Below are 23,591 nucleotides of genomic sequence, written 5' to 3'. Positions count from 1 at the left end.
GGTTATACCTTGGCAGTACCGGCCAACTGGCTGGCTTGATCAGCCTCGTTTTCTTTAGCGCGTGGGCGGGCGTGGCGTGTTTGCAGCTCAGCGGCCTCCGTTTTATTAAGCTCAATATCGAACACAACTTCTGAGAACGGGCCGTCTAGCTCGCGCTGGGCGATGGTGTTTTTATCGTCGATCTTGTTCGCTGGAACGACTAGCTCTTCACGCGTGGCAAAAGCGAAATCATCAAAGGTGTAGGGGTCACCAGCGAGATTAATCTGGGTAGTCAGGTGCTGATGGCCCGGTGCAGAGACAAAGTAATGGATATGGGCAGGGCGCTCGCCATGACGACCGAGTGACTTCAACACGACATCCGTTGGGGCACCTTCAGGAACGCCATAACCAGAAGGGATAATGCTGCGCGCAGTGTAGCGGCCTTGCGCATCGGTATAGATGGTACGGCGCAGGTTGTACTCGCTCTGCGTCTCATCAAAGAAGGAGTAGCCGCCTTTGGAATTGGCGTGCCAGATTTCGACCTTAGCCCCCTTGACTGGCTGCCCGTCCACATCACGTACCTGGCCGGTTAACCACATGGTCTCGCCGTCGTTATCCTGGCCGTCGTCCATGCGCGCAAAGCCTTCTTCTTCTGGGGCGCCAGCCACGTAAAGCGGCCCTTCGATAGTGCGCGGTGTACCTCCAGTACGCTTGGCTTCAGCGTCGATGGCGTCTTGGCGCATATCAAGGAAGTGGTCAAATCCTAACCCAGGCGATAGCAAACCGAACTGTGTTTGGTTGCCCAAAGCGTTAAGCAGATTAACAGCAGCCCAGTACTCTTCTTCAGTGACGTTAAAATCGTCAATCAGCTTGAACAGATCGGACACCAAGCGATGAACAATCTGTTTGGCGCGATCATTGCCACCCGTTTGGTCGAAACCAGCAATGGTCTTTAAAAAGTTCTGTACGTCTGGTGTGTCAAAAATTTTCACGGTCATGGTGACATCCTCAGTTTGTTATAGGCTATTGTTTTATTAATAAGAACTGGCGTATTACTTGGGTAATCAGCGGTCGTCTTCACGTACTGAAGAGGGGTGACGACACAGCGGCTTGACGCTAATTTCCATATAAGGAAACAGCGGCAAATTGCTGATCAGTTCTTGCAGCTCGGCGTTGTCTTCAACATCAAAAATACTGATATTTGAGTAGCTACCCGCTACCCGCCACAGGTGGCGCCATTTGCCTTGGCGCTGTAGGTTTTGGGCATACGCCTTTTCAGTGGCCTTAATATCCGCTGCCTGCTCTGCTGGCATATCGGTCGGCAGCTTGACTGTCATCTCTACCTGAAACAGCATAAATTTCTCCTCTTCAGCCGCGCGCAGATGCCAACATCGACTGGCAAATTTTTACTTATGCGGCGTGTAGTTGCGACGGATAGTTGCGTGGCTTTAATCGGGTTACTGACGTGAGTAGTAAGCCAATTTCTCTTCATCCAAGGTGATGCCCAACCCTGGCCCTTGGGGCAACGTCACCCCAAACTCGGTGTAGTTAAGTGACTTAATGACAATGTCGTCTTTCAGCAGCAGCGGTCCGAACATTTCAGTGCCCCAGGTCATTTCTGGTAGCGTTGCCCAGGCATGTAGTGAAGCGGCCGTTCCAATGGTGCCCTCCAGCAAGGTGCCGCCGTATAAGCCAACGCCCGCGGCTTGCGCCACATGCGCCAGTTCCAACACACCATGGATTCCACCAGACTTGGCAATTTTTAACGCGAAGGCACCGCTGAACCCGCCGCTCACAAGATCGAGGCCGTCGCGGGCATCCTGCACGGCTTCATCTGCCAGCATCGGCACGTTAAAACGGTTCGCTAGGCGAATAAGCCCTGCATGTTCACGGGCAGGTATGGGCTGCTCAATTAACTCGATACCGGCATCCTGTAGCGCTTGAATGCCACGCACTGCGGTGGATTCGTCCCACGCTTGGTTTACGTCAACGCGTACACTGGCGCGATCACCTAATGCTTGTTTAATAGCTGCGACGTGACCTACGTCTTGGTCAAGTGAATTAGCACCAATTTTTAATTTAAAATCGCAGTGACGTCGCTGCTCTAAACGCAGCTGCGCTTCATCGATATCCTTGGCGGTATCGCCGCTGGCTAATGTCCACAGTACAGGCAAATGTTCCTGCCGAGCGCCGCCAAGCAATTCAGCAACGCTTAAGCCCAAACGTTTGCCTTGTGCATCCAGCAGCGCGGTTTCCAACGCTGACTTAGCAATCATGTTGCCGCGGGCATGTCGGTTCAGGCGGGAGCGCAGCTGGTGGATATTGCTAGATGACTGGCCGACAAGAAGCGGCGCCAAATAGATATCGATATTGCGCTTAATGCTTTCAGGGCTTTCCGGGCCGTAGGCCAGGCCACCAATGGTGGTGCCTTCACCAATTCCTTCGATACCATCGGAGTGGCGCATGCGCACAATCACCATGGTTTGGCAGGCCATAGTGGTCATTGAGAGCTTATGCGGACGAATCGTCGGCAAATCGACTAGCAGCGTCTCAATATGTTCGATGACAGTTGACATGGCAGCTCCAGCGTCTGGCGTTGTTTAACTAGGGGCAGTTTGGTGGCCGCCAGTTGTTAAAACCAATATTGTTTGAGTGCCTTGCCATACCGAGAAGGTATTGCTACCAGACGGCTAAATGCGCCTTTTTGTGCTGCTCAACGCTGTCTGTCTCGCCCTATGCGTGTGATAAAGCGCCACAGAGATAGACGTTTTTCAATGAGTTATCACCGTGCCGCCGAGCTAACCCTACCAAAATAAAAAACGGCGCAGCGTTGCACTGCACCGTTGTCGGTGTTTGGCCTTTGACAATCCTATTACTAACGCCAGTCACGCCGGCTGCTGTCATCAGTACGCTGGAACCTGTCTCTTCTGTTGTCTGCTGTCAGCCGGTTGTTTTGCGACAAAAGCATAATGGTAGGCAGTCTTCGAGAACGTTGGGAGTTACCCATTTTCTACTTCTCCGCTTCTCCATTTCTCTAGTTCACCTTCTTTCCCTTGCTACTCTCTCCTCTCAAATCGTTCTAAATAATAGAACGGTCTATGTACTTTTAATCAATTTTATTATTATGTTAGCCTGCTTACAATCCCTCTCGTCGTCCAACAGCGATGAATAGTCATCGCAAATTTAGAGACTTTTTTATTTAACGTGAGGTTAAAAGTTATGAAGTTAATCAATACAGTAGCAGCCGCCGCCCTAATTCTATTCTCTGGTGCAGCACTTGCCGAACGCGGCTCTGGTGAAGACAATCAAATCGCTTACCCTGACTCGTCAGCACAGCATCAAACAGATGCCACGACGTTCACTGCCTCTGAATTACCGATTAGGAATTCGAAGTAAGTGGAGGGGTTCATTATTCACTGAACGTAAACAGTTGGCGGGCCAAAAGGCCCGCCAACTGTTTATATAGGCAACGTTTATATAGGCAATTTTTATATAAGAAATGTTTATATAAACAGCGTTGTTGCTAAATCGATAAAATTCTTGAGTACGGGAGGCTCTTCCCCCGAACGCCATGCAAGCCATAGCGGCATGTCACAGGATGATAGTTCCTCTAACTCAATAAAAACGATACCCGACATCGGGTGGCAACGACTGGCAGCGGGCACAATCGCTAACCCTAGCCCAGCGGCTACCATACTAAGAATAGTCAGGTTATCAGCCCCATACTGCACTACGAGAGGCTCAAAGTTTAAGCGTGCAAAGTGTGCGACCACCCGGTCGAAATAAACCGGTGAAATGCTGCGGTATCCCCATACAAACTCAGCGTCACAAAGCGCGGCTAAGCTTGCAGGCGGCGACTCTGCCCATGATGATGAGGCGGGCACCGCCAGAACCAAATGATCGTGCTGCAACAGCTGCGCATCAATACCCGACGGCATGTCATCATCAAGATAGAGAATACCGACGTCGAGGCTGCCCTGCTGCAGCCTATCTAGCTGCGGCCCAGAAAGCAGCGGAAAGACATCTAGCGCTACCTTTGGGTAACGTTCCCGATAGCCGCCCATTAACTTGGCAACTTCCGGCAGCCATAGGTGCGTAACGGTCACCCCAAGACTCAGCTTGCCGGTTTGCCCACTCCCCAGGGCCAAGAGCCGCGCTTTAATATCTGAGCGCTCATCAAGTAACCGCGTGGCTTCGCTATACAGCGCCTTCCCCGCTACGGTTAAGTGAATACCACGGGCATGGCGATCTAACAGTTGTGTGCCAACACTCTCTTCTAGCAGGCGCATCTGCCGAGTTAACGCCGGTTGGGCGATATGCACACGTCGACTAGCCGCCGATATCGAACCCGTTTCTACTACCGCGATAAAGTACTCCAGCTGACGAAACTCCATCGGCGCACTAAGACCTCAGTTAACCCTTTGAATAATTAGGCAAGACCCGCGTGTCTTAACCTTTTCCCAATAGCTTCTTAAAAGCCATATCAATATGATATAGCCAGTATCTAAAATCTATATTTCTGGTATTGGTATTCTTATTTCATAGTGAACGGACAATCCATAACAAGACTCGTATGACGAGCAGGATATCCCATGAACAAAACCTACCACCTTCTTATTGGACTGCACTTTACTCTGTGCACCCTAGCAATGATTTGGCCTGGCGCATTAATCGCCAACCGTATCGAACCTACCGTGCTCGGCCTGCCCTTTCTGTTCTTCTGGTACATTTTATGGATGCTGGTGCTGTTTATCGGCATGTGGATTGCCTTCGTGATTCGCCACGGAGGTAGCCGCCATGAATGATTCACTAATTGTGGTTGGCATTACACTCACCTATCTTGCCCTGGTACTTTGGGTTGGGCTACGTGCCCGAGGCCAACAAAACTCTAGTTTGGAAGGTTATGTGGCCGGTGGCCGTCATGTAGGCGTGGTCATACTGTTCTTTATTTTGGGAGCGGAAATTTTTTCTGCCTTTGCGTTTCTTGGCGCACCGGGCTGGGCTTACAAGCATGGTGCTCCCGGGTTCTATATTCTTGCCTACCTGTCGCTAGTGCCAATCACCATTTGGGCCATGGGGCCACGTGTGGCCAAACTAGGCCGCGAACGCGGCTATCTCACCCAGGGCGATATGATTGCCGATCACTACCAAAGCAAATCGCTTGGCTTGCTGGCCGGGGTGATTGGTGTATTGGCCTTGGTGCCCTACCTGACGATTCAGATTGCCGGTGCCGGACTGCTGTTTCAGGCAGCAACCGACGGGCTGATCCCATTCTGGCTAGGCGCACTCCTCGCCTTTGTGGTCGTCGCTACCTATGTTTTTTGCAGCGGGCTAAACGGTATTGGTTGGACCAACCTGATCCAGGGCATCATGATGATCGCGATTGCCTGGTTCTTGGGGCTTAGCATCTCTGAACGCATTTACGGCGGCGTAGGCGAAATGTTCAGCCAAATCCAGCTGACCATGCCTGAATATCTGACGATGCCAGGCGCTACCGGCATGAACTGGGGCTACTTCAGCACCGCTGTATTGGTCAGCGCGTTTGGCGGTGCCATGTGGCCACACCTGTTTATGAAGTTCTACTCTGCTGATAGTGGCAGAACGCTGCGCAAGGTCAGCGTTTTCTACCCGCTTTACGCCTATCTGCTGGTACCTCTGCTATTTATCGGCTTTGCAGGCATTCTGGCCTTCGCCGACTCACCTTTAGAGCGTTCCGATACGGTACTGCTGCGTATGGTGATGGATGTAGCCAACTTCTCACCTTGGGTGATCGGCCTAATGCTTTCTGGCGCGCTGGCTGCAGCCATGTCCACCGGTTCCAACTTAGCGCATACCGCCGCAGTCGTGTTAGTGCGTGATGTAGTCGGCCCGACCGTCATGAAAGGGGCTAGCGAAAAAGCGATGGTCAGCGCTACTCGTTGGAGCGTTCTTGGTCTATCGCTCATTGCTTACCTATGCGCACTTGCCAACCCTTCATCGTTAGTACTGCTCTTGTTGGGTGCCTATGGCCTTATCGTGCAGCTTTTCCCTATGGTGCTTGGCGCGCTGTTTTTACCACAGCTACGTCGCAACAGTGTCATGGCAGGCGCGCTAGTGGGCAGTATTGCTTACCTGCTGATGGATTTTGTTTGGAGCTCCCCCCTCAATTGGCACGCGGGCGTTTGGGCAATGTTGCTTAATATCGCCGTCGTTGGGGTATGCCAGTGGCTCATTAAACCAGCCGTACCACCGGTAATTGCCGCCCAGCCTAGTGCTTCAACAACCTCTACCAATGCCCATTAAGTGCCTGGAGAACAGCATGACCATTCAGCTTGACTGTTTTACGTTCAAAAGCGCTATCCATACCCAGCTAGCAGCAACCATAGAGGATGTTAAAGCGCTTTATCGACAGCTGCACCAACACCCAGAACTGCCTTTCCAGGAGCACAACACCAGTGCGCAACTTGCGCAATCTCTGGAAAGCCTTGGCTATCACGTGACTCGTAACGTGGGCGGTACTGGCGTGGTGGCACTGCTAAAGAATGGCGAAGGCCCAACGGTCATGCTGCGCGGTGATATGGACGCGCTTCCAATCAAAGAAGAAACCGGGCTGGCGTTTGCCAGCCAGGTCACCGCCGTTACGGAAAATGGCGCAGAAGTGCCGCTAATGCATGCCTGCGGACACGATCTACACAGCAGCTGCATTGTCGGCACAGCCGCTGTAATGGCAGGTCTGAAGGAGCACTGGTCAGGTACGTTGATGCTGATTTGCCAGCCCGCCGAGGAAATTTTTGGCGGCGCTAAAGCGATGCTTGAAGATGGGCTTTATACGCGCTTCCCCCGGCCAGATATCATTCTAGGCCAGCACAATATGCCCGCCCTTGCGGGCACCGTTGGCCATATCTCTGGTAGCGCCATGGCGGCGTGTACTAACTTAGCGGTTACTATTCACGGCGCAGGCGGACATGGTTCCATGCCCGCCCAAACGGTAGACCCTGTGGTGATTGCAGCCCATGTCGTTACTCGCCTACAGAGTATTGTCTCCCGAGAAGTGCCACCGGAAGAAACCGTGGTGGTCACCGTGGGTAAGCTCCATGCAGGCACTCAGGCCAATATCATCCCGCACATTGCTGAGCTTGAGATCAATATTAGAAGCTTTGATAACGCACTGCACCGTCAGGTAGTGGCGTCTATTGAGCGTATTATCCGCGCTGAGTGTGAGGCAGGCCGCACGCCTAAACCGCCAACCTTCCAAGTGCTCAACGAGACCATCGCTCTGCACAACGACCCGATGGCCGTTGAGCATGTGCGCCACGCCCACGCTGAGCATTTTGGTGTTGCTAATCTTTACGCTATGCCACGCCTTAATGGCAGTGAAGATTTCCCGCTGTTCGGCAACGCACAAGCAGGCGGCTTTAGCGGCGATGACATTCCCTATGTGTATTGGTTTATCGGTGCCACGCCTGCGGAGCGCTGGGCCAACACGCCAGGCGAAAATGTCTCACAGAAAATGCGCCATCTTGAGATGCCACACTCCCCCTACTACTTTCCTGGCAATGACGTAACGCTACGCACCGGCATTGAAGCGATGACAACCGGCGCGCTGGCTTATTTGTCCTAGAGCTAGTTGTCCTAGAGCTAGTTGTCCTAGAGCTATTTTCCTAAACGTCGTCGCGGTAGTGGCAATGCCACTACCGCGATGGACGCTTGAGACAAGCAGCTAAGACGATTTTTTAATACGATTGTTTCAATCCAAGAATATCGCGCGCCTGCTGCCAAGTGGCCACTGGGCGCTGATACTTTTCACACAACGCGACAGTCCGTTCGACCAACGCTGCATTAGAGGGGGCTAGCGTATCGCGATCAAGACGCACATTGTCTTCAAGGCCTGTGCGAGTGTGCCCACCGGCAGCAATCGCCCACTCATTAACGACGTATTGATTAGCGCCGATACCTGCCCCACACCACTGGGCATCCGGTGCTAAGCGTTTGAGCGTTTCAATATAAAAATCAAACGTAGGCTTGTCCGCTGGCATGGAGTTTTTAACCCCCATTACAAACTGAACATAGAGCGGAGACGTAATGCTGCCTTGCTCTGCAAGTGCCACCGCCTGATGAATATGGGATAAATCGAACGCCTCGATTTCCGGCTTAACTGCGTAGGTGCGCATCTCGTCAGCGAGCCACTGCACCAGCTGTGGTGGGTTTTCATAGACACGTGTAGGGAAGTTATTCGACCCCACTGATAGACTGGCCATATCCGGTGCCAATGGCAGCATGCCACCACGGGCTTCTCCTGCGCCAGAGCGCCCACCAGTGGAAAGCTGAATAATCATGCCAGGGCAATGCTGTTTAAGCCCTTCCATCAGGCGGCCAAATTTCTCAGGGTCTGAGGAGGGTGTTTGATCATCGTTACGCACATGGCAGTGGGCAATGCTTGCGCCAGCCTCGAAGGCTGCCTGAGTGCTTTCAATCTGCTCTGCAACGGTGATCGGCACTGCCGGGTTATCCTCTTTACGAGGTAAGCTGCCGGTGATGGCGACGCAGATAATACAGGGGTTAGACATGTGCCCCTCCTTGCTGAATCGGTAGCTGAGCGCTGACGCCGCTCGTTAACCGGAAAGGTTAGTGAGAAACAGCGTGAGCGTGCGCCGTAAGCAGTGCCAGCAGCTTTTCCGCCAGCAGCGCCGGTGCCTCGACTGAGGGCACGTGACCGACGCCCTCAAGAATGGTTAGCGCTGCACCATCGAGTTCGGCCGATAGTGCTTCCAGCGTTGATGGCGGCGTGGCCATATCTTCGCTGCCGCCAAGTAACTGCACCTTCACGCTCTTGCCGGTTTTTTTGCCGTTCAGCTTTCCGCAAAATGTATCGCGGCCCAGCATTTCACACAGCTGTGCGTAGGACTCATCGTCGCCACGGCCCATTTGTACGCACCATCCTGCTTTCAGCGCCGGGCTTGCCTCAAACGCCGCGGGGGCAAACCAACGCGGCACAATTTCTTGAGCCATCGCCGCCAGGCCCTCATGACGAACCCTATCCGCGCGGGTGTTCCACAAATCTGTGTTGCCAATCACTGCGCCAGTATTGGTCAGCGTGATGGTCAACAAACGATCGCTGTGTTCAGCGATTAGCTGTTGACCCACCACGCCACCAATGGACGTACCAACAAAGTGGAACTGCTCAGCGCCTGCCAATGCCACCAACGCCAGCGCCTCAGCGGCGAGATCAGCGGGCGAAAGTTGCTTACCGCTGACCGCCTGGCTGGCCCCATGGCCGGGTAAATCCCAGGTTAAAACACGGTAGCGCGGCAGCAGTGCGGGGATAATGTCGTCCCACACGGCTTGGCTCATGCCTAACGGATGTGCCAATACCACCAGTGGCTTCATTTCATCGCCAAGCAGCCGATAGGCGACGCTGCGATCATTCATCATTTGAAATGCCATACGGCCTCCGTTAAACGCGCTCAATCAACGTGGCAATACCTTGCCCAACACCCACACACATGGTGCACAGCGCATAGCGTTTACCTGTGTTTTGAAGCTCGTGGGCGGCGGTCATTAGTAGCCGAGCGCCCGACATTCCCAAAGGGTGGCCCAATGCAATGGCACCGCCGTTTGGATTCACCCGCGGGTCATCGTCGTTAAGCCCAAGATCGCGCATGCAAGCAAGTGCCTGAGCGGCAAACGCCTCGTTAAACTCGAACACATCGATCTCGTCTATCGTGATTCCCGTACGCTTGAGCAACTTCTGTACGGCGGGCACTGGGCCGTAACCCATAATCCGCGGTTCAACCCCTGCCGTGGCCATACCGATAATTTTGGCCATCGGCGTCAGGCCGTGCTGTTTTACTGCCGCTTGGCTTGCCACCAGCATCGCCGCTGCGCCGTCGTTAACGCCGGAGGCATTGCCTGCGGTCACGCTGCCGCCATCACGAAAGGGTGTCGGTAAAGCCGCCAATTTTGCCAAGGTAGTTTCGCGCAGGTGCTCATCCTGATCGAAGATCAGCGGTGCCTGCTTGCGGCGGGGAATGTCAATGGCGGTGATCTCTTCGGCGAAACGGCCCGCTTGCTGGGCACTCGCCGCTTTCTGCTGGGAACGCAGTGCGAAAATATCCTGGTCTTTCCGCGAGATACTGAATTGCTCGGCGACGTTTTCCGCCGTTTCTGGCATTGAATCAACGCCGTAAGCTTTTTTCATTAGCGGGTTTATAAAGCGCCAGCCAATGGTGGTGTCTTCAATTTTTTGGCCGCGCGCGAAAGCGCTGTCGGCCTTGCCCATCACGTAAGGAGCCCGAGACATAGACTCGACGCCACCGGCCAAGGCCAGCGCCATTTCGCCCGCTTTAATGGCGCGAAACGCCGTACCAACGGCATCCATGCCTGAGCCACACAGGCGGTTTATGGTCGTGCCAGGTACGGAGGTCGGGATGCCCGCCAGCAGCGACGACATGCGTGCCACGTTGCGATTATCCTCCCCCGCCTGATTGGCACAGCCCATAAATACTTCATCAATGGCAGCAGGATCGAGATCCGGCGCTTGTGCCAACACCGCTTTAAAGATCGTCGCGGCCACATCATCGGGCCGCATGCTGGCCAAGGTGCCACCGAAGCGGCCAATGGCGGTGCGGCGCGGGTGGCATAAATAGACATCACTCATACAAAGCTCCTTATTCGCCCGCGTGGGCCCGCTCGGTGCGTGCTTTCAGTTCGCGCAATATGTCAAGCTCGTTGGCGTTCGGTTCCGGCGTGCTTTCCAGCTGTTCAGCAAAGCGAATATCCCAGCCGGTCGCATCGATCACTTGTTCACGAGTGACGCCAGGATGCAGCGACACCACCACCAGCTCTTTGGTATCTGGGTCGGGCTTCATCACGCACAGGTCGGTAATGACCCGTGTGGGGCCTTTACCAATATTAGGAACGTTGTCGCGCCCCTTGCCGTCACGGCCAAACCCGAGTGTGGTGACGAAGTCGACATCTTTCACAAAAGCACGCTTGGAGTGCTTGAGAGTAATAAAGACTTCACCGGCATTAGTGGCAATTTCAGGCGCACCGCCGCCGCCTGGCAGGCGAACCTTGGGCGCTTTGTAATCGCCAATCAGCGTAGTGTTGAGGTTGGCAAAGCGATCAATTTGCGCGGTGCCTAAAAAGCCCACATTGACTTTCCCACCCTGCAGCCAATAGCGGAACATTTCCGGTACGGCCACCGTGGTTAGCGCTGATTCGCACAGCTCGCCGTCACCAATCGAGAGCGGCAGAATGTCAGGCTTGGTTTGCAGGGTGCCAGACTCATAAATCAACACTACCTCAGGCGCATGCGTTAAGCGCGCCAGGTTAGCGGCTTCAGAAGGAAGACCAATACCCACAAAGCAGGTCATGCCATTTTCCAACGCACGGGCTGCCGTCACGGTCATCATTTCAGAAGAGGTGTAACTCATCAGGCTTGGCCTCCCGCAGGGTTGTTGTCAGCGCGGTATACGTTGTCGTCGAGCCACTGGGTGAACGTATCGCGGTCACGCGCAATGGCATCCCACTCTTTATAGAAGCGGTTACTGCGACCGTAGTAGCCATGGGTATACGAAGGCAGCGCGCCCTTTTCTGCCACGGCAACGGCACTAATCGCCCAGCCAGGAATCACGCAGGCATTGGGGTGGGCGTTCAGGTCATCGACAATTTCTTCCACGGTGACAATGCTGTGCTTAGCAGCCAGCACCGCCTCTTTCTGTACGCCCACAATACCTTCCACCAGCACATTACCCTGACGATCTGCCCGCTGGGCGTGAATGATCGACACATCTGGCCGCACCGAGGGCACTGCCGCTAGGCGTTCGCCGGTAAACGGGCACTCAATAAATTTGATTTGATCATTCACGCTCGGCAGCTCGCTACCCACATAGCCACGCAGCACAGCCAGGGTCAGGCCAGCGGCCCCGGCTTCAAACGCGCAGGCCATCGCCGCATGGCTGTGCTCTAAAATTTCAATTTTTTGCGGCCAGCCTTTCTCAACCGCATCACGCAGGCGGTGAAGTGAGCCAACCCCTGGGTTACCACCCCAGGAAAAAATCACTTTCTTAGCGCAGCCCGCGCCGATCAACTGGTCATAAATGATATCGGGGGTCATACGGATCAGCGTTAGGTCGCGCTTTTTCTGGCGAATAACTTCGTGACCCGCGGCAAACGGAATCAGGTGGGTAAAGCCTTCCATGGCAACGGTAGCGCCGTCGTCGACGTAGCGTGCTACCGCGTCATGCAAGCTGAGAAACTCGGCCATGATAGGTGCCTCTTCGTTGATAATTGCCTTTTTGAAGGCTTTTATTCGCATAACGAACATATATTCTCTTTGCGAACAAATTAATCCTCAAGCGCCCACAAGTCAACTCCGATTTGTCGCTGGGTTTTATTAACGAGCGTTGTCACTTATTGTTCGCCATTCGAACAAAGTGTTATTTTCACGCCTCGTTTCCCCATCGACGCAGCAGAGACCCCGATGAGCAATGCCTTACCAGAAGATGTTTTAAAACCAACGGATCGTGATTTTGTTGCGGCGCTGGCCAGCGGGCTGGAGGTCGTGATGGCGTTTGATGAGACGCACACGCGAATGACGCTCAGCGAAGTCGCCGAGCGCACAGGGATGAATCGAGCGAAAGCTCGGCGGTTTTTACTGACGCTCCACGCCCTTGGCTATGTGCGTAAGCAGCAGCGCTACTTCGAGCTAACCCCTAAGGTGCTGCAGCTGGGGTACTCGTATTTAGCGTCTAATAATTACCGGGGGGTCATACAGCAGTATCTGGAGGAGATTACCCGCCAGTGCGGCGAATCCTCATCGCTGGGGGTACTCGACGGTGACGACGTTATCTACTTGGCCCGCTCAGCCGCCCCACACCGTTTAATGGCAATCACCCTTTCAGTAGGCACTCGCCTACCGGCGGCTTATACCTCCATGGGCAGAGTGCTACTTGCCCAGTTGCCGGATAGCGAGTTGGATAACTACCTGAGCCAGCTCACCTTAACGCGCCATACCGACAAAACCATTACCGATCCCGCAGCACTGAAAGCAGCGATACAACAAGCACGAGAACAGGGCTACGCGATCACCGATCAGGAACTGGATTCCGGCCTGCGCTCAATAGCAGTACCGGTATTTGATACCCACGAAAAGCTGATTGGCGCGATTAACATCAGTACCAATGCAGCCCGTGTGGAGTTGTCGACACTGCTGGAAACGTATCGACCGCTATTGATGGAAAAAGCACAGCTCATCCGCCAGTCGGTGAGTGTGTGAGCTCCATTCCAGAGGCCTTCGCCTGTGCAATCTGCTGCTGTACCAGATCCCGCTCACGCTCCAGTTCACGGCGCAGTTCTTCTTCCGTCGGTAGATAAGGATGGTATTTAGCGGCAAACATCTGTGCGCTGTCGGTTAGTACCGAGTATTTCACCACCGCTTCGCTTTTCTGGCTGCACAAGATAAGACCAATGGTGGGATTGTCGTCTTGCTCTTTGTAATGCTGATCGTAGATGCGGATATAGCTATCCATCTGCCCCACATCCTGATGGGTAAGCTTGCCTAGCTTGAGATCCACCAGAAGAAAGCATTTGAGTTTGAAGTTATAGAACACCAGGTCGATATAAAAGTCCTGGTCTTCAGTGGTGAGGCGCTGCTGGCGGGCGACAAAGGCAAAGCCTTTGCCTAGTTCGAGCAAAAAAGCTTGCAGGTTATCAATCAGACCGCGTTCAAGATCCGCTTCCAGATAGCGCTCGGCAGGCAGGTCGAGAAAGTCCAGAATATAAGGATCACGCAGGTAGTGTCGGGCGTCCTGTTGGGCTAACGGGCGCGTACGAGCTTCGGCCTCCTGCTCTACCGCTGTACGGTCCTGACTGCTCAGCAGCCGCTCGTAATACAGCGTACTGATCTGGCGCTCCAATGCTCGACTGCTCCAATGCTGGCTTGCCGCTTCTGCCATGTACCACTCTCTGGCCTGAAGGTTATCAATCCGCAGCAGAATACGATAATGCGTCCAGCTCAAATCGGTACGCAGTGCGTTCCGATTTGGAAACGCCAGATAAAACGCACGCATATTGCGCAGGTTTCGAACATCAAAGCCCTTGCCAAACTCACGGGTCAGTTCGCCGGAGAGTCGCTGAAGCTGCTGTTTGCCATAGGCAGCGCGGGAGTCGCCTTGCTGCTCGTCTTCCACAATCAGGCGGCCTATCTGCCAGTAGGTCTGCACCATGGTGCTGTTGACCGCCTGCACCACCTGCTGGCGGGCAGTGGCAACCAGCTCGCGGATCTCAGACACCAGCCGGGGGCTGAGATCCGCCTGCGATTCCTTGTCTTTTTCAGGCACCATAACCAAGCTCCTTTATGTAGCCACCCACCTGCTCATTCAGTTTTGCAATCTCGCTTTCAATCTCCTTCTGCAACGTAAGCCTAACCGAGCCCTGGCTTAGTGGGTAGTTCTTACCTATCACCCAGTGGTTGCCTGTCCAAGCCAGCAATGAAAAAAATCCAATCTGGTCATATTAGCGCTGGGGCAACCTGTCATTGCCCATGAGACCTGCCGAGAATATGCCCACACAAGGAAACAAAATCTGTCATTTGCACTGCCGAGTAAACGACGGGTGCCCTTGTTAACGCAGACTCACTACGCCCAACAAACACCGACTATTTAGCGTGGTGGCGTGGAGATACCCACAACACAATAAGATTTCTAAGGTGACCTCATGGACAACACTCGACTCAAAGGTAAACACTGCCTGATTACTGGCGCAGCTCGCGGCATGGGCGCTGCCGTTGCCGAACACTATGCTGCCCAAGGTGCAAAGGTATGTGTGGCGGATATCAATCTTGAAGGGTGCGAGGAAGTGGCTGCACGTATCAAGGCTAACGGCGGTGAAGCCATTGCAGTCAAACTTAACGTTACTGATCGGGCCGATGTTCAAGCCGCAGTTAAAGCAACCGTTGACGCCTTTGGTAGCCTGAACGTGATGGTCAATAATGCGGGTATCAACAAGCCATTAATGTTCCTGGATATTACGGAAGAAAACTGGCACCAGATCATGGATGTCAATGCGCTGGGATGCCTGCTCGGCATGCAGGAAGCGGCCAAGCAGATGATTGATCAGGGTAAGGAAAACGGCCCTTATAAAATCATTAACGTAGGCTCGATTCTATCTCGTCAGGCCTTTGACGACGTGGTGCCCTACTCCTGCAGCAAACATGCGGTACTGGCCATGATCAACGGCGGCGCCAAGGCGCTGGTCGACCACAATATTACCGTTAACGGCTATGGCCCTGGTGTGGTGCGCACCGAACTGTGGGAACAGCTTGATAAAGACTTGGTCAGCATCGGTAAGTTTGAAAAGCAGGGTCAGTCGATGGACGAGCTTGCTGAGAAAATGATTCTAATGAAGCGCTACTCCTACCCGGAAGATGTGGTCGGCACCGCCTCCTTCCTGGCCAGCGCCGAATCTGATTACATGACCGGCCAGCTACTGATGATTGATGGCGGCATGATCATGCAGTAACTATCATTCGGGAATGACGGGGATGGCTCCGCAGAACCGTCATTCCCGCATGCCCTTAGCGGGAATCCATGTTGACCTAGTACTCAGACTTCAGCGGAAAAGGTCAAGGTGGATTCCCGATAACCACGCTCGGGAATGACGAGGAGTGGTTGATTCGGGAATGGTCCGCCAAACCGTCATTCCCGCATGCTTTTAGCGGGAATCCATGTTGACCTAGTACTGAGACTTCAGCGGGAAAGATCAAGGTGGATTCCCGATAACCCCACTCGGGAATGACGAGGAGTGGTTCATTCGGGAATGACGAGGGATGGTGGTTGATTCGGGAATGACGCAGTGGTGGCTCACTCGGGAATGACGGGGCGGCCCCGCCAAACCGTCATTCCCGCATGCCCTTAGCGGGAATCCATGTTGGTTTTTGTCCGTGTCATCCGTGAGTGTCCGTGGCCGGCCTTAGTAATGCCCCTTTTCGCGCATCACCTTATCGGCGCGTTCCTGAGCAATGGAAAGCGCCTTCTTGATTGAGCGGCGGCCATCCAGCACCTCGAAGATCTCATTACCCGCAATGCTGATCAGCTCGGTAATACCCGGCACGGGTGGGCGCGGCCAGGCCTGTAAAATATCCTTCTTTGCCATGTCATCGACAATCTCAATCAGCGGTGAGAGTGCCGAGACTTCCGGGTCCTGGCTGACGCTGAAACGCGGTGTCACCAGGCTACCGTTCATGATGTAAAGCTTGGACATATTAGGCGATGTCAGATGCTTTAGCGCCGTCCAGACCGCTTCAACACGCTCCGGCGCCAGGTTGGCAGGAATCGCCAGCGCATAGCCGCCAATTGGCGTGATGGCACGCCCATGATTGCCCACCGGATGCGACAGATAGCCGGTATTACCATGAGCCGGTGACGTTTTATCAAACTCGATCAGCGGTGCCAGTAAGGTGTAACAGTAGGCCATGCTGGCTCCCCCCGAGGCGTAGGACTGCGCACGCTCATACCAGGACATAGTCAGGATATTCGGTGGGGAGTATTTCAACAGATCCAGCATGTATTCACAGGCGCGGTAAGCAGCATCCGACTGAAACATGGGCCGCAGCTGCTGACCTTTGGCGTGCTGAAAATCATAGCCATCCAGGCATCTCGGCAGATCAATAATCGGCTGGCCGAACTTGGCCATCAGAAAGCTGAAGGTATGCCCCAGCGGTGTACCTCTGGCCGCATTCCAGGCAATGCCATAGCGCCCCTTGGCAGGGTCGTGCAGTTGCCTGGCCACCTTGACCAGCGCTTCCGTGGTGGTGGGTGGCGCTAACTGGGCGGCAGCGAAAATATCCTGGCGGTAGCAGAGCAGTTCAGGCGTAGTCTGCACCGGTATCCCATACTGGCTGCCCGCATAGCCTGAGCTCTGGATCGCCATAGGGTGGAAGTCAGACAAGTCATGGCCATCGCGCTGAATCAAGGAATCCAGTGGCATCAGGATACCGCTGGCCGCCAGATCACCAAACCAAGGTAAATCGCAGGCGACAATGTCATAGCGTGATTTTGTCAGGCGCGCATTATCGTGGATATCTTCCAGCAGGTTATCGATCGAACGCGCCTTGTTGCGAATTTCTAGGCCAAAGATCGATTCCAGCTGGCGCTTCAGGTTGTGCATCGCCATGAAGGTGGGGTCGGCATGGGCTAGCACCCGCAGACCGCCCTTCAATTCAAGTCGCGCAGAAAGTACCGCTGGCGTTGATATCACCGGCTGCGACGCTGACGCCCCTAAAAATATCTTGCTGGCTGACTCAGAGGCAGGGTCTATCCCGAACAGCGGCCCGAGGATTCCCTTGATACGCTCGGCATAGCGCTCCCACTCTTCAATCATTTCAGGCGATGGGTGCAGAGAAACGGTTTTGCCGGTTTTGGTTCTGGGCCGTGAGATAATCAGCCCACGCTGACGAATACTTTCGATGCCTCGTTTGGCCGTTCCATACGAAAGCCCAGAAGCATCCGCCAGCGAGGTGGGCGTCGTCAGCCTGCCTGCCAGGTGATTACGCATCAGATGTAGCAGCATGCGCATTTCGCGATAGCCCGGCGACATGGTCAAGGTGCTTTCGGTTTCATCTTCCAGCTTTTCAATAAAATCAATAAAGCGGGCCAGCTCAGTATTGGATATTTTCGATACCGGCATTTGCGATAGTTTGTCGTAAGGCCCTTCAGGATTGACGTCATCTAACCCGGCTTGACCAGCCATCGGCGTATTTCTCATCACGGCCTCACTTAATTATTGTGCCGACAAAGGCCTGTTTTGCATTATTTAATGTATGCCATCCATGATAAGTCGAATCCCTAACAGAATCAGCAGGCAAAGAATGACCCGGAAAAACAGCTCGCCATCAATGCGCTTCTGAATCACCAGCCCCAACCGCACGCCTAACCACGCCACCGGCATCAACAACAAAGCGATGGTCAGATTATCAATATTCACTAGGCCCAGCAGTGTGTAAGGCACCAGCTTGACCAGGTTGGTAATCGCTAGAAACACCACGGCAGTGCCCAGAAACTGCTGCTTAGTCAGCTGGCACTGCAACAGGTAAAAATTCAGCGGCGGGCCGCCCGCATGGGCAATAAAGCTGGTAAAGCCTGCTATCCCGCCGCACAGCCGCCCCACCCAGCGAGGCATCAACTTGCCACGTAACGGTTTAAACAGCCCCCACAAGCCAAACAGTACCGAGAAAATACCCAACAGTAGTTTCAGCAGTGCTTCATCAAACCAGCCATAGGTGAAATAACCTACTCCAACACCTAATATCGCAGGTGGAAACATCAGCCACAATAAACGATCAACCCGCTGCCGCCACCACGCTTTTAGGCTAAAGATATCCATCACAATTAGCAGCGGCAGCATCACCGCCACGGCAAATGTTGGGCTTGCCTTGAGCGAGATCAACGGCACGGCCACAACGCCCACGCCACCGGCAAAACCTGATTTGGAAATACCGGTCAGCAGCACAGCGACGACCATCAGCAGAACAAATAACCAATCAATTGTCATGACACGCCTCTTTTATGCGCCGCAGTCTGTAGAAAAAAGCCTGTAGATAAAAAGTCTGCGGATAAAAAAAGAGGCCATGATCGTCACGGCCCCTTTTCGGATACTTGATTCTGTCACACGTTAATCGGAATGAATCCCGATAGGCTCACAGAATCTGGCAAACTTCCTCAAAGGCGAAGCGGTCGCCACGCGGGAACAGCGCTTCTGGATCGCCATAGCCCAGGTTGCACAGGAAGTTGCTTTTCACCTTGCCATCAGGGAAGAACTCTTCATCGACGGCAGCGTTGTTGAAACCGGACATCGGGCCAGCATCCAGACCGAGTGCGCGAGCAGCCATGATCAGATAGCCACCCTGAATCGAGCTGTTGCGGAAGGCGGTGGAGTGAATGAAGTCCGGTTTGCCTTCGAACAGTGATTTAGCATCTTTGTTGTGGGCAAACATGCGCGGCAAATGCTCATAAAACTCGGTATCAAAACCAATCACAGCCACCACTGGGGCTTTCATGGTCTTCTCCTGGTTACCTGGCAGCAGCGCTGGCTTCAAGCGTTCTTTAGCTTCGTCAGTAGTCAGGAAAATAATCCGCGATGGCTGACAGTTCATCGACGTAGGGCCAAAGTGCATCAAGTTATACAGTTCGCGCAGGGTGTCTTCACTTACCTCACGGTCCTGCCAAACGTTATGGGTACGTGCTTCAGTAAATAGCGTGGCGATAGCTTTTTGATCAATCGTTGTCATGTCATTTCCTCTTTCGGTTTAACCAGCTCAGTACGAGCCGGGCGTTCAGGGTGAGACGCTCAGGCCGTCTTTAAGCCGAAGTCGTAATGGAAGTAGCGGTAAGGGGTTTCCATCTGCCGGCCATCGGGTGCCTGTCCCGCTGGCTGCTGCGCAAACTCTTTGACCAGTGAATCTTTCACACCAAAGACCGCATCCGAATCGAGATAAGGATCGTCTTCAGCAAAAATCTGAGTCACCAGAGTTTCGTACCCTGGCGCCATCAGCATGAAATGCACGTGGGCAGGGCGATACGGATGGCGTCCGGTGATTTCGAGCATCTTGCCTACCGGCCCATCGGTCGGAATCGGGTAAGGCGATGGCGTCACCGTCCAGAAGGCATAACGCCCCTGGTCGTCGGTGTGAAAGCGCGCGCGTAACGAGGCGCTTTCAAGCTCAGGCTTCTGGACGTCATAAAAGCCTTCACTGTCCGACTGCCAGACATCAATGGTGACATTCGCCAATGGCTTGCCCTGATCATCGTGGACATGGCCCTCAACAAATAACGGCTCACCTTCAACGCCCCAGTTGATGGCGTCGCCCTGGTTCGCTTGGGGAGGGTCAGCGACGTAAAAAGGCCCTAGCACAGTGCTTTCGGTGATCTTGGGGTCACTGCTTGGGTGGTTGATGGCATCCACCAGCATGGTCACGCCCAGGGTGTCGGACAGCAAGATGAACTCCTGGCGCTCGTCATCGCATATCTGCCCGGTACGGGTGAGAAACTCAATCGCCTGGGTCCACTCTTGTTCAGTGGGCTGCACCTCGCGCAAATACGCATGCAGATGTTTTACCAAGCCATTGAGCAAGGTTTTAAGCCGTTCGTCCTCACAGCTTGAAAATTCATCAATCACTGCCTGGGTAATATTGTCGGTGGTCAGGTTACGCATCTTATTGCCCTCCCTGCTGTGCAGGCGTTGGCTCACCCAGCCCGGAAAGGCGTTCGGTGTGATGTACGGTAGCGATATAGTCATCATCGCCATGTCCGGTGGCGATCAGCGCGGTATAGGCTTCACGCATTTGCGCTGCCAGCGGCGTCGACACCCCTGAGCCATGGGCACAGTTCAGGATCAGGTCAAGATCCTTGGCCATCTGGGCGGCGGAAAACGTCGAGGTGAAATCGCGCTGTGAAAGCGGCGGCACCTTGTACTTCACCATGGGTGAGCCCACCGCGCTGTCAGAAATCAGCTCCAACATGGCGTCCCATTCAATGTTGCCTTTACGCGCCAGGGTCAGGGCTTCGCTCAGCATGCCGGCACTCACCGCAATCATCAGGTTGATGGCCAGCTTGGCGACCCGAGCCTGCTCTTCATCGCCTAGCCAATACTGCGCCTTGGTAAAGGCGTCAAACACGGGTTTCGCCGCTTCCAATGCATCGCGTGGGCCAGACACCATCGCCGACAGCGTGCCAGCCTCTGCTGCCACCGGGTTGCCTGACACCGGGCTGCGCAGATAGGCAATGCCTTGGGCTTTGGCTGCTTCAGCTACCCGTGCTGAGGCTTCCACACTCACCGTGCTGGTTTCGATCAGGATGCTGCCAGGCGTCATGTGACGAATAAGCTCACCCGGTTCAAGACACAGGCTGAGCAGTGCCCGGTCATCGGGAATCGAGACAAATACCAGGCCACACTCCGCCACGGCGCTGGCAAGCGACTGATGCGGGGTAATGCCTATGTCTTCGGCGAGCGCCAGACGCTGTGCTGAAAGATCAAAGCCTTGAACGGCAGTCCCGGCCTGAATAATCCGGTTGGCCATCGGCAAGCCCAACTTGCCCAGGCCAACCCAGGCGACCTTGGAGGATGAATGGGACATTAGTGTGCCTCCTGTGTGGATTGCGCTTCACGCGCCAGCAGTTCGGCGTGAATGCGATGGCCTGACGCGGCAAGCTCGGCAATGCCCTGTTGAGTGTTCATCAACAGGCGACCGCCACGTTTCTTGAACTGCCCGGCCACCATGACGCTGTCGACGTTGGCTAAGCTTGTCTGCATGACAACGCTGGAAATCGGCTCGTTGACCGGCTGCATATTGAGTTGATTGCTGTCCAGCAGTACCAGATCCGCCTGCTTGCCTGGGGTCAGGCTGCCAATGCGGTCATCAAGCCCCAGGGCTTTCGCGCCATCCAGCGTGATCCAGCCCAGCGCTTCCCGGGTGGTAATGGTCGAGGTATCGGGGATCTTGCCCTGCTCCCGGCGAGAGGCATCGTTATCCAGGGAACGCTGCATGCCCAGGGCCGCACGGGCCACGCTGAACATATCGCCAGAAAGCACCGATTCAAGATCCACTCCCAGTGAAACTACGCCGCCGTGCTGGCGTACCAGGCCAGTGACCGGAAAGCCGTGGCCCTGGGTCATCTCGTTTTCCGGGGCCACTGAAAAGGTCACGCCGCTGGCACAGAACCGGGACATCTGACCATCATCCAGGCTCTGGCCATGGACAATATTGATATCCGGGCCTAGCAGGCCACGGGCTTCTACTTCGTCCCAGGCGCCGGGGGCCACGGCTTCGCCACCGCCCTGGTGCATGGACGCGACCAGACCGAATTCTTTGGCCAGGGCAAAGTCCTGCAGGGTGACCTCCAGGGTGGAGTAATGCGGCCCCAGAATCGCCATCCCTAGAGTGACCAGGCCAGCAGGGTCAGACAGCTCCCCTGCCAGCAAGCGCTCAATTTCATGGCGCGGATGGGGAATTTCACTAAAGTGCGGCTGACCGGGCTTGGGGTCAGGCTTGGGCGAGCCGTGCATAAACAGGGCGCGAATCCCCGACTCCTTCAACCCGCGTACAGCGGCATCGGTGTGTTCTGGCGTCGGGTTATTGTGGCACCAGTCACCCAGTGTGGTCGTGCCACAGTTCAGCTGATTGATCGCGCCCATGCGGGTGGCAATATAAATATCATCCGGCGTGAACAGCGCTGCTAGGCCACGGTGTACATGGCGGAAATACTCCAGCAGCGTCCAGTTGGCAGCCACGCCGCGCAGGCCGGTCTGCCAGGTATGCATATGCGCATTCACCAGGCCAGGAATCAGGATACCGCCGCCACAGTCAATCACCTCGGCATCCGCACCTGCCACCAGGTCATGGCCCACGGCCACAATCCGCTCATCCTCAACCAGCACCTGGCCGTTGCTTAACTCACCCAGCGCTGGGTCCATGGTGATCACGGTAGCGTTAATAAACAGAGTTTTCATAGCGCCTCCCCGCGTTCAGACTGTGGCCGCAAGCCTGCCTGGGCATTGCTCAGCAGGCGCGCAATCCCGTCAACGGTGATGTCTCTCGGGTTCCAGTAAGGGTTGCGGGTGGCCATCGCCGTGGCTTTGTCCACATCATTGATGCCGAAGCCTAGTTCCGATAGTGCGCTGGGAGCGCCAACCGCACGCCCCAGGTCATACAGACCAGTGGCCGCATCGTCGCACCCCAAGGCGCGTTGGATACGCATCATCGCCTGCGGCGCGGCCGGGGCATTGTAGGCCACCGCATACGGCAACACGATGGTGTGCGTTTCTGCATGGGGAAGATTGAAAGAGCCGCCCAGGGTATGGCACAGCTTGTGGTGCAGCGACATGCCCACCGAGCCCAGGCAAGCGCCACACAGCCAAGCGCCGTAAAGTGCATCGGCACGTGCGTCGACGTTGGACAGATCATTGGCGATAACCGGCAGGCTTCGCGCCAGAGCAGCAATGCCTTCTTCGGCCATCAGTGCAATCACTGGGTTGCCATCGCGGGCATAAAGCGCTTCCACCGCATGGGCGATGGCGTTAATACCACTGGTGCCCGACATGCCAGCTGGCAGCGTCAGGGTCAGGTCAACGTCGTAAATCACCGTTTCCGGCAGCACGTCCAGAGTGCGCTGGGTAGTTTTCTCACCGTCACGGGTTTCACCCAGGATCGGCGTCATTTCCGACCCGGCATAGGTGGTAGGAATAGCGATCTGGGCTAACCCCGTGCGCAGCGCAATCGCCTTGCCCAGGCCAATGGTAGAGCCACCGCCAATGGCGATGGTGCAATCCACGTCCAGTTCCTTGACGACCTGCATAGCATCATCCGTGATCTCCACAGGTGTGTGCATGGCGGCGTTGGCATAGACACCGACGCCTTTATCACCCAACTGCTGCAAGACATCCTGGGCCTGTTGCTGCTGCTGGGGCGTGGCCAGTACCAAGGCACGTGAACAGCCGAGATGAGCAAGCTCTTCACTTAGACGTGACAGGGTTCCTCGGCCAAACACCACGCGGGATGGTAAGCCATTATAAACAAAGGGTTGCATGGAACATTCCTTATACGTTTGAAGTGGTCTGTATGTGCTCTTTGCAGTGCA

23 protein-coding genes are annotated in these 23,591 nt (G+C 54.8%); 6 read left to right on the top strand and 17 right to left on the bottom strand.

Annotation, left to right across the window (positions count from 1 at the left end):
* Window positions 1-2 precede the first annotated feature (2 nt).
* The 3 genes from catA to M0220_RS10070 form a co-directional block, all read right to left on the bottom strand.
* Window positions 3-977, bottom strand: a complete 975-nt coding sequence (catA, locus tag M0220_RS10080; RefSeq protein WP_264017542.1) for a catechol 1,2-dioxygenase — start codon at window positions 975-977, stop codon at window positions 3-5.
* A gap of 66 nt (window positions 978-1,043) precedes the next feature.
* A complete protein-coding gene (gene catC / locus M0220_RS10075) occupies window positions 1,044-1,334 on the bottom strand; it encodes a muconolactone Delta-isomerase (RefSeq protein ID WP_030070755.1) in 291 nt (96 codons plus the stop codon).
* 102 nt (window positions 1,335-1,436) lie between these two features.
* A complete protein-coding gene (locus tag M0220_RS10070; protein WP_264017540.1) occupies window positions 1,437-2,555 on the bottom strand; it encodes a muconate/chloromuconate family cycloisomerase in 1,119 nt (372 codons plus the stop codon).
* Window positions 2,556-3,198: 643 nt separating this feature from the next.
* On the opposite strand from M0220_RS10070, the gene M0220_RS10065 reads away from it, so the two are divergent.
* The gene (locus M0220_RS10065) at window positions 3,199-3,375 is read left to right on the top strand and encodes a hypothetical protein (RefSeq protein WP_198023697.1); all 177 of its coding nucleotides are present in this window, start codon (window positions 3,199-3,201) and stop codon (window positions 3,373-3,375) included.
* A 107-nt stretch (window positions 3,376-3,482) separates the two neighbouring features.
* Here M0220_RS10065 and M0220_RS10060 read toward each other — a convergent pair whose 3' ends face one another.
* On the bottom strand, window positions 3,483-4,373 hold the full coding sequence (locus tag M0220_RS10060) for a LysR family transcriptional regulator (protein ID WP_264017539.1): 891 nt from the start codon (window positions 4,371-4,373) through the stop codon (window positions 3,483-3,485).
* A gap of 198 nt (window positions 4,374-4,571) precedes the next feature.
* On the opposite strand from M0220_RS10060, the gene M0220_RS10055 reads away from it, so the two are divergent.
* From M0220_RS10055 to M0220_RS10045, 3 genes are read left to right on the top strand one after another with little or no spacing between them, the layout of a single operon-like run.
* Window positions 4,572-4,784 (top strand): hypothetical protein, encoded by a 213-nt coding sequence (locus M0220_RS10055; protein ID WP_030070761.1) that lies wholly within the window; start codon window positions 4,572-4,574, stop codon window positions 4,782-4,784.
* Window positions 4,777-6,261: a sodium:solute symporter family protein gene (locus M0220_RS10050; protein WP_264017538.1), complete on the top strand. Its 1,485-nt coding sequence runs from the start codon at window positions 4,777-4,779 to the stop codon at window positions 6,259-6,261. The genes M0220_RS10055 and M0220_RS10050 overlap by 8 nt, the downstream gene beginning before the upstream one ends.
* 16 nt (window positions 6,262-6,277) lie before the next feature.
* Window positions 6,278-7,579, top strand: coding sequence for an amidohydrolase (locus M0220_RS10045; RefSeq protein ID WP_264017537.1), 1,302 nt, complete (start codon window positions 6,278-6,280; stop codon window positions 7,577-7,579).
* Between the two features lie 112 nt (window positions 7,580-7,691).
* Here M0220_RS10045 and M0220_RS10040 read toward each other — a convergent pair whose 3' ends face one another.
* Genes M0220_RS10040 through M0220_RS10020 form a run of 5 tightly spaced genes read right to left on the bottom strand, consistent with a single transcriptional unit; the run spans window position 7,692 to window position 12,226 of the window.
* Window positions 7,692-8,525: a BKACE family enzyme gene (locus tag M0220_RS10040; protein ID WP_030070767.1), complete on the bottom strand. Its 834-nt coding sequence runs from the start codon at window positions 8,523-8,525 to the stop codon at window positions 7,692-7,694.
* 58 nt (window positions 8,526-8,583) lie between these two features.
* Entirely contained in the window at window positions 8,584-9,402 is an 819-nt protein-coding gene (locus tag M0220_RS10035) for an alpha/beta fold hydrolase (protein WP_264017536.1), read from the bottom strand.
* Window positions 9,403-9,412: 10 nt separating this feature from the next.
* Window positions 9,413-10,615, bottom strand: a complete 1,203-nt coding sequence (gene pcaF / locus M0220_RS10030) for a 3-oxoadipyl-CoA thiolase (RefSeq protein ID WP_264017535.1) — start codon at window positions 10,613-10,615, stop codon at window positions 9,413-9,415.
* A 10-nt stretch (window positions 10,616-10,625) separates the two neighbouring features.
* On the bottom strand, window positions 10,626-11,393 hold the full coding sequence (locus M0220_RS10025) for a CoA-transferase subunit beta (protein WP_030070775.1): 768 nt from the start codon (window positions 11,391-11,393) through the stop codon (window positions 10,626-10,628).
* On the bottom strand, window positions 11,393-12,226 hold the full coding sequence (locus M0220_RS10020) for a CoA transferase subunit A (protein WP_264019215.1): 834 nt from the start codon (window positions 12,224-12,226) through the stop codon (window positions 11,393-11,395). Before M0220_RS10020 ends, M0220_RS10025 begins: the two co-directional genes overlap by 1 nt.
* A gap of 216 nt (window positions 12,227-12,442) precedes the next feature.
* On the opposite strand from M0220_RS10020, the gene M0220_RS10015 reads away from it, so the two are divergent.
* Entirely contained in the window at window positions 12,443-13,237 is a 795-nt protein-coding gene (locus M0220_RS10015; protein ID WP_264017534.1) for an IclR family transcriptional regulator domain-containing protein, read from the top strand.
* Here M0220_RS10015 and M0220_RS10010 read toward each other — a convergent pair.
* Window positions 13,212-14,303 (bottom strand): PDDEXK nuclease domain-containing protein, encoded by a 1,092-nt coding sequence (locus M0220_RS10010; RefSeq protein ID WP_264017533.1) that lies wholly within the window; start codon window positions 14,301-14,303, stop codon window positions 13,212-13,214. The two genes, M0220_RS10015 and M0220_RS10010, sit on opposite strands and share 26 nt — an antisense overlap.
* A gap of 373 nt (window positions 14,304-14,676) precedes the next feature.
* Between M0220_RS10010 and M0220_RS10005 the strand changes: the two genes are divergently transcribed.
* Window positions 14,677-15,480, top strand: coding sequence for an SDR family NAD(P)-dependent oxidoreductase (locus M0220_RS10005; RefSeq protein ID WP_030070782.1), 804 nt, complete (start codon window positions 14,677-14,679; stop codon window positions 15,478-15,480).
* Between the two features lie 450 nt (window positions 15,481-15,930).
* On the opposite strand, the gene M0220_RS10000 is transcribed toward M0220_RS10005, so the two are convergent.
* The 7 genes from M0220_RS10000 to M0220_RS09970 form a co-directional block, all read right to left on the bottom strand.
* Window positions 15,931-17,724: an ABC transporter substrate-binding protein gene (locus M0220_RS10000; protein WP_264017531.1), complete on the bottom strand. Its 1,794-nt coding sequence runs from the start codon at window positions 17,722-17,724 to the stop codon at window positions 15,931-15,933.
* Between the two features lie 48 nt (window positions 17,725-17,772).
* Window positions 17,773-18,510, bottom strand: a complete 738-nt coding sequence (locus tag M0220_RS09995; protein WP_030070786.1) for a sulfite exporter TauE/SafE family protein — start codon at window positions 18,508-18,510, stop codon at window positions 17,773-17,775.
* Between the two features lie 145 nt (window positions 18,511-18,655).
* Window positions 18,656-19,246: a malonic semialdehyde reductase gene (locus tag M0220_RS09990; RefSeq protein ID WP_030070787.1), complete on the bottom strand. Its 591-nt coding sequence runs from the start codon at window positions 19,244-19,246 to the stop codon at window positions 18,656-18,658.
* A gap of 59 nt (window positions 19,247-19,305) precedes the next feature.
* A complete protein-coding gene (locus M0220_RS09985) occupies window positions 19,306-20,169 on the bottom strand; it encodes an intradiol ring-cleavage dioxygenase (protein ID WP_030070789.1) in 864 nt (287 codons plus the stop codon).
* A gap of 1 nt (window position 20,170) precedes the next feature.
* Window positions 20,171-21,091, bottom strand: coding sequence for an NAD(P)-dependent oxidoreductase (locus M0220_RS09980; RefSeq protein WP_264017530.1), 921 nt, complete (start codon window positions 21,089-21,091; stop codon window positions 20,171-20,173).
* Window positions 21,091-22,464, bottom strand: a complete 1,374-nt coding sequence (locus M0220_RS09975) for an amidohydrolase family protein (RefSeq protein ID WP_264017529.1) — start codon at window positions 22,462-22,464, stop codon at window positions 21,091-21,093. The genes M0220_RS09980 and M0220_RS09975 overlap by 1 nt, the downstream gene beginning before the upstream one ends.
* Window positions 22,461-23,540 carry a maleylacetate reductase gene (locus tag M0220_RS09970; RefSeq protein WP_264017528.1) on the bottom strand — a complete coding sequence of 360 codons (1,080 nt, stop codon included), beginning with the start codon at window positions 23,538-23,540 and terminating at the stop codon, window positions 22,461-22,463. The genes M0220_RS09975 and M0220_RS09970 overlap by 4 nt, the downstream gene beginning before the upstream one ends.
* Window positions 23,541-23,591: the final 51 nt, after the last annotated feature.

This window comes from Halomonas qinghailakensis (assembly GCF_025820815.1).
Taxonomy (GTDB): Bacteria; Pseudomonadota; Gammaproteobacteria; order Pseudomonadales; family Halomonadaceae; genus Vreelandella; species Vreelandella qaidamensis.
This window is presented reverse-complemented; position numbering and strand designations above follow the sequence as displayed.

Bases quoted from the DNA above. Each gene is read 5' to 3' on its own strand.
- catA (WP_264017542.1), bottom strand. From the start codon at position 977: ATGACCGTGAAAATTTTTGACACACCAGACGTACAGAACTTTTTAAAG.
- catC (WP_030070755.1), bottom strand. From the start codon at position 1,334: ATGCTGTTTCAGGTAGAGATGACAGTCAAGCTGCCGACCGATATGCCA.
- M0220_RS10070 (WP_264017540.1), bottom strand. From the start codon at position 2,555: ATGTCAACTGTCATCGAACATATTGAGACGCTGCTAGTCGATTTGCCG.
- M0220_RS10065 (WP_198023697.1), top strand. From the start codon at position 3,199: ATGAAGTTAATCAATACAGTAGCAGCCGCCGCCCTAATTCTATTCTCT.
- M0220_RS10060 (WP_264017539.1), bottom strand. From the start codon at position 4,373: ATGGAGTTTCGTCAGCTGGAGTACTTTATCGCGGTAGTAGAAACGGGT.
- M0220_RS10055 (WP_030070761.1), top strand. From the start codon at position 4,572: ATGAACAAAACCTACCACCTTCTTATTGGACTGCACTTTACTCTGTGC.
- M0220_RS10050 (WP_264017538.1), top strand. From the start codon at position 4,777: ATGAATGATTCACTAATTGTGGTTGGCATTACACTCACCTATCTTGCC.
- M0220_RS10045 (WP_264017537.1), top strand. From the start codon at position 6,278: ATGACCATTCAGCTTGACTGTTTTACGTTCAAAAGCGCTATCCATACC.
- M0220_RS10040 (WP_030070767.1), bottom strand. From the start codon at position 8,525: ATGTCTAACCCCTGTATTATCTGCGTCGCCATCACCGGCAGCTTACCT.
- M0220_RS10035 (WP_264017536.1), bottom strand. From the start codon at position 9,402: ATGGCATTTCAAATGATGAATGATCGCAGCGTCGCCTATCGGCTGCTT.
- pcaF (WP_264017535.1), bottom strand. From the start codon at position 10,615: ATGAGTGATGTCTATTTATGCCACCCGCGCCGCACCGCCATTGGCCGC.
- M0220_RS10025 (WP_030070775.1), bottom strand. From the start codon at position 11,393: ATGAGTTACACCTCTTCTGAAATGATGACCGTGACGGCAGCCCGTGCG.
- M0220_RS10020 (WP_264019215.1), bottom strand. From the start codon at position 12,226: ATGGCCGAGTTTCTCAGCTTGCATGACGCGGTAGCACGCTACGTCGAC.
- M0220_RS10015 (WP_264017534.1), top strand. From the start codon at position 12,443: ATGAGCAATGCCTTACCAGAAGATGTTTTAAAACCAACGGATCGTGAT.
- M0220_RS10010 (WP_264017533.1), bottom strand. From the start codon at position 14,303: ATGGTGCCTGAAAAAGACAAGGAATCGCAGGCGGATCTCAGCCCCCGG.
- M0220_RS10005 (WP_030070782.1), top strand. From the start codon at position 14,677: ATGGACAACACTCGACTCAAAGGTAAACACTGCCTGATTACTGGCGCA.
- M0220_RS10000 (WP_264017531.1), bottom strand. From the start codon at position 17,724: ATGAGAAATACGCCGATGGCTGGTCAAGCCGGGTTAGATGACGTCAAT.
- M0220_RS09995 (WP_030070786.1), bottom strand. From the start codon at position 18,510: ATGACAATTGATTGGTTATTTGTTCTGCTGATGGTCGTCGCTGTGCTG.
- M0220_RS09990 (WP_030070787.1), bottom strand. From the start codon at position 19,246: ATGACAACGATTGATCAAAAAGCTATCGCCACGCTATTTACTGAAGCA.
- M0220_RS09985 (WP_030070789.1), bottom strand. From the start codon at position 20,169: ATGCGTAACCTGACCACCGACAATATTACCCAGGCAGTGATTGATGAA.
- M0220_RS09980 (WP_264017530.1), bottom strand. From the start codon at position 21,091: ATGTCCCATTCATCCTCCAAGGTCGCCTGGGTTGGCCTGGGCAAGTTG.
- M0220_RS09975 (WP_264017529.1), bottom strand. From the start codon at position 22,464: ATGAAAACTCTGTTTATTAACGCTACCGTGATCACCATGGACCCAGCG.
- M0220_RS09970 (WP_264017528.1), bottom strand. From the start codon at position 23,540: ATGCAACCCTTTGTTTATAATGGCTTACCATCCCGCGTGGTGTTTGGC.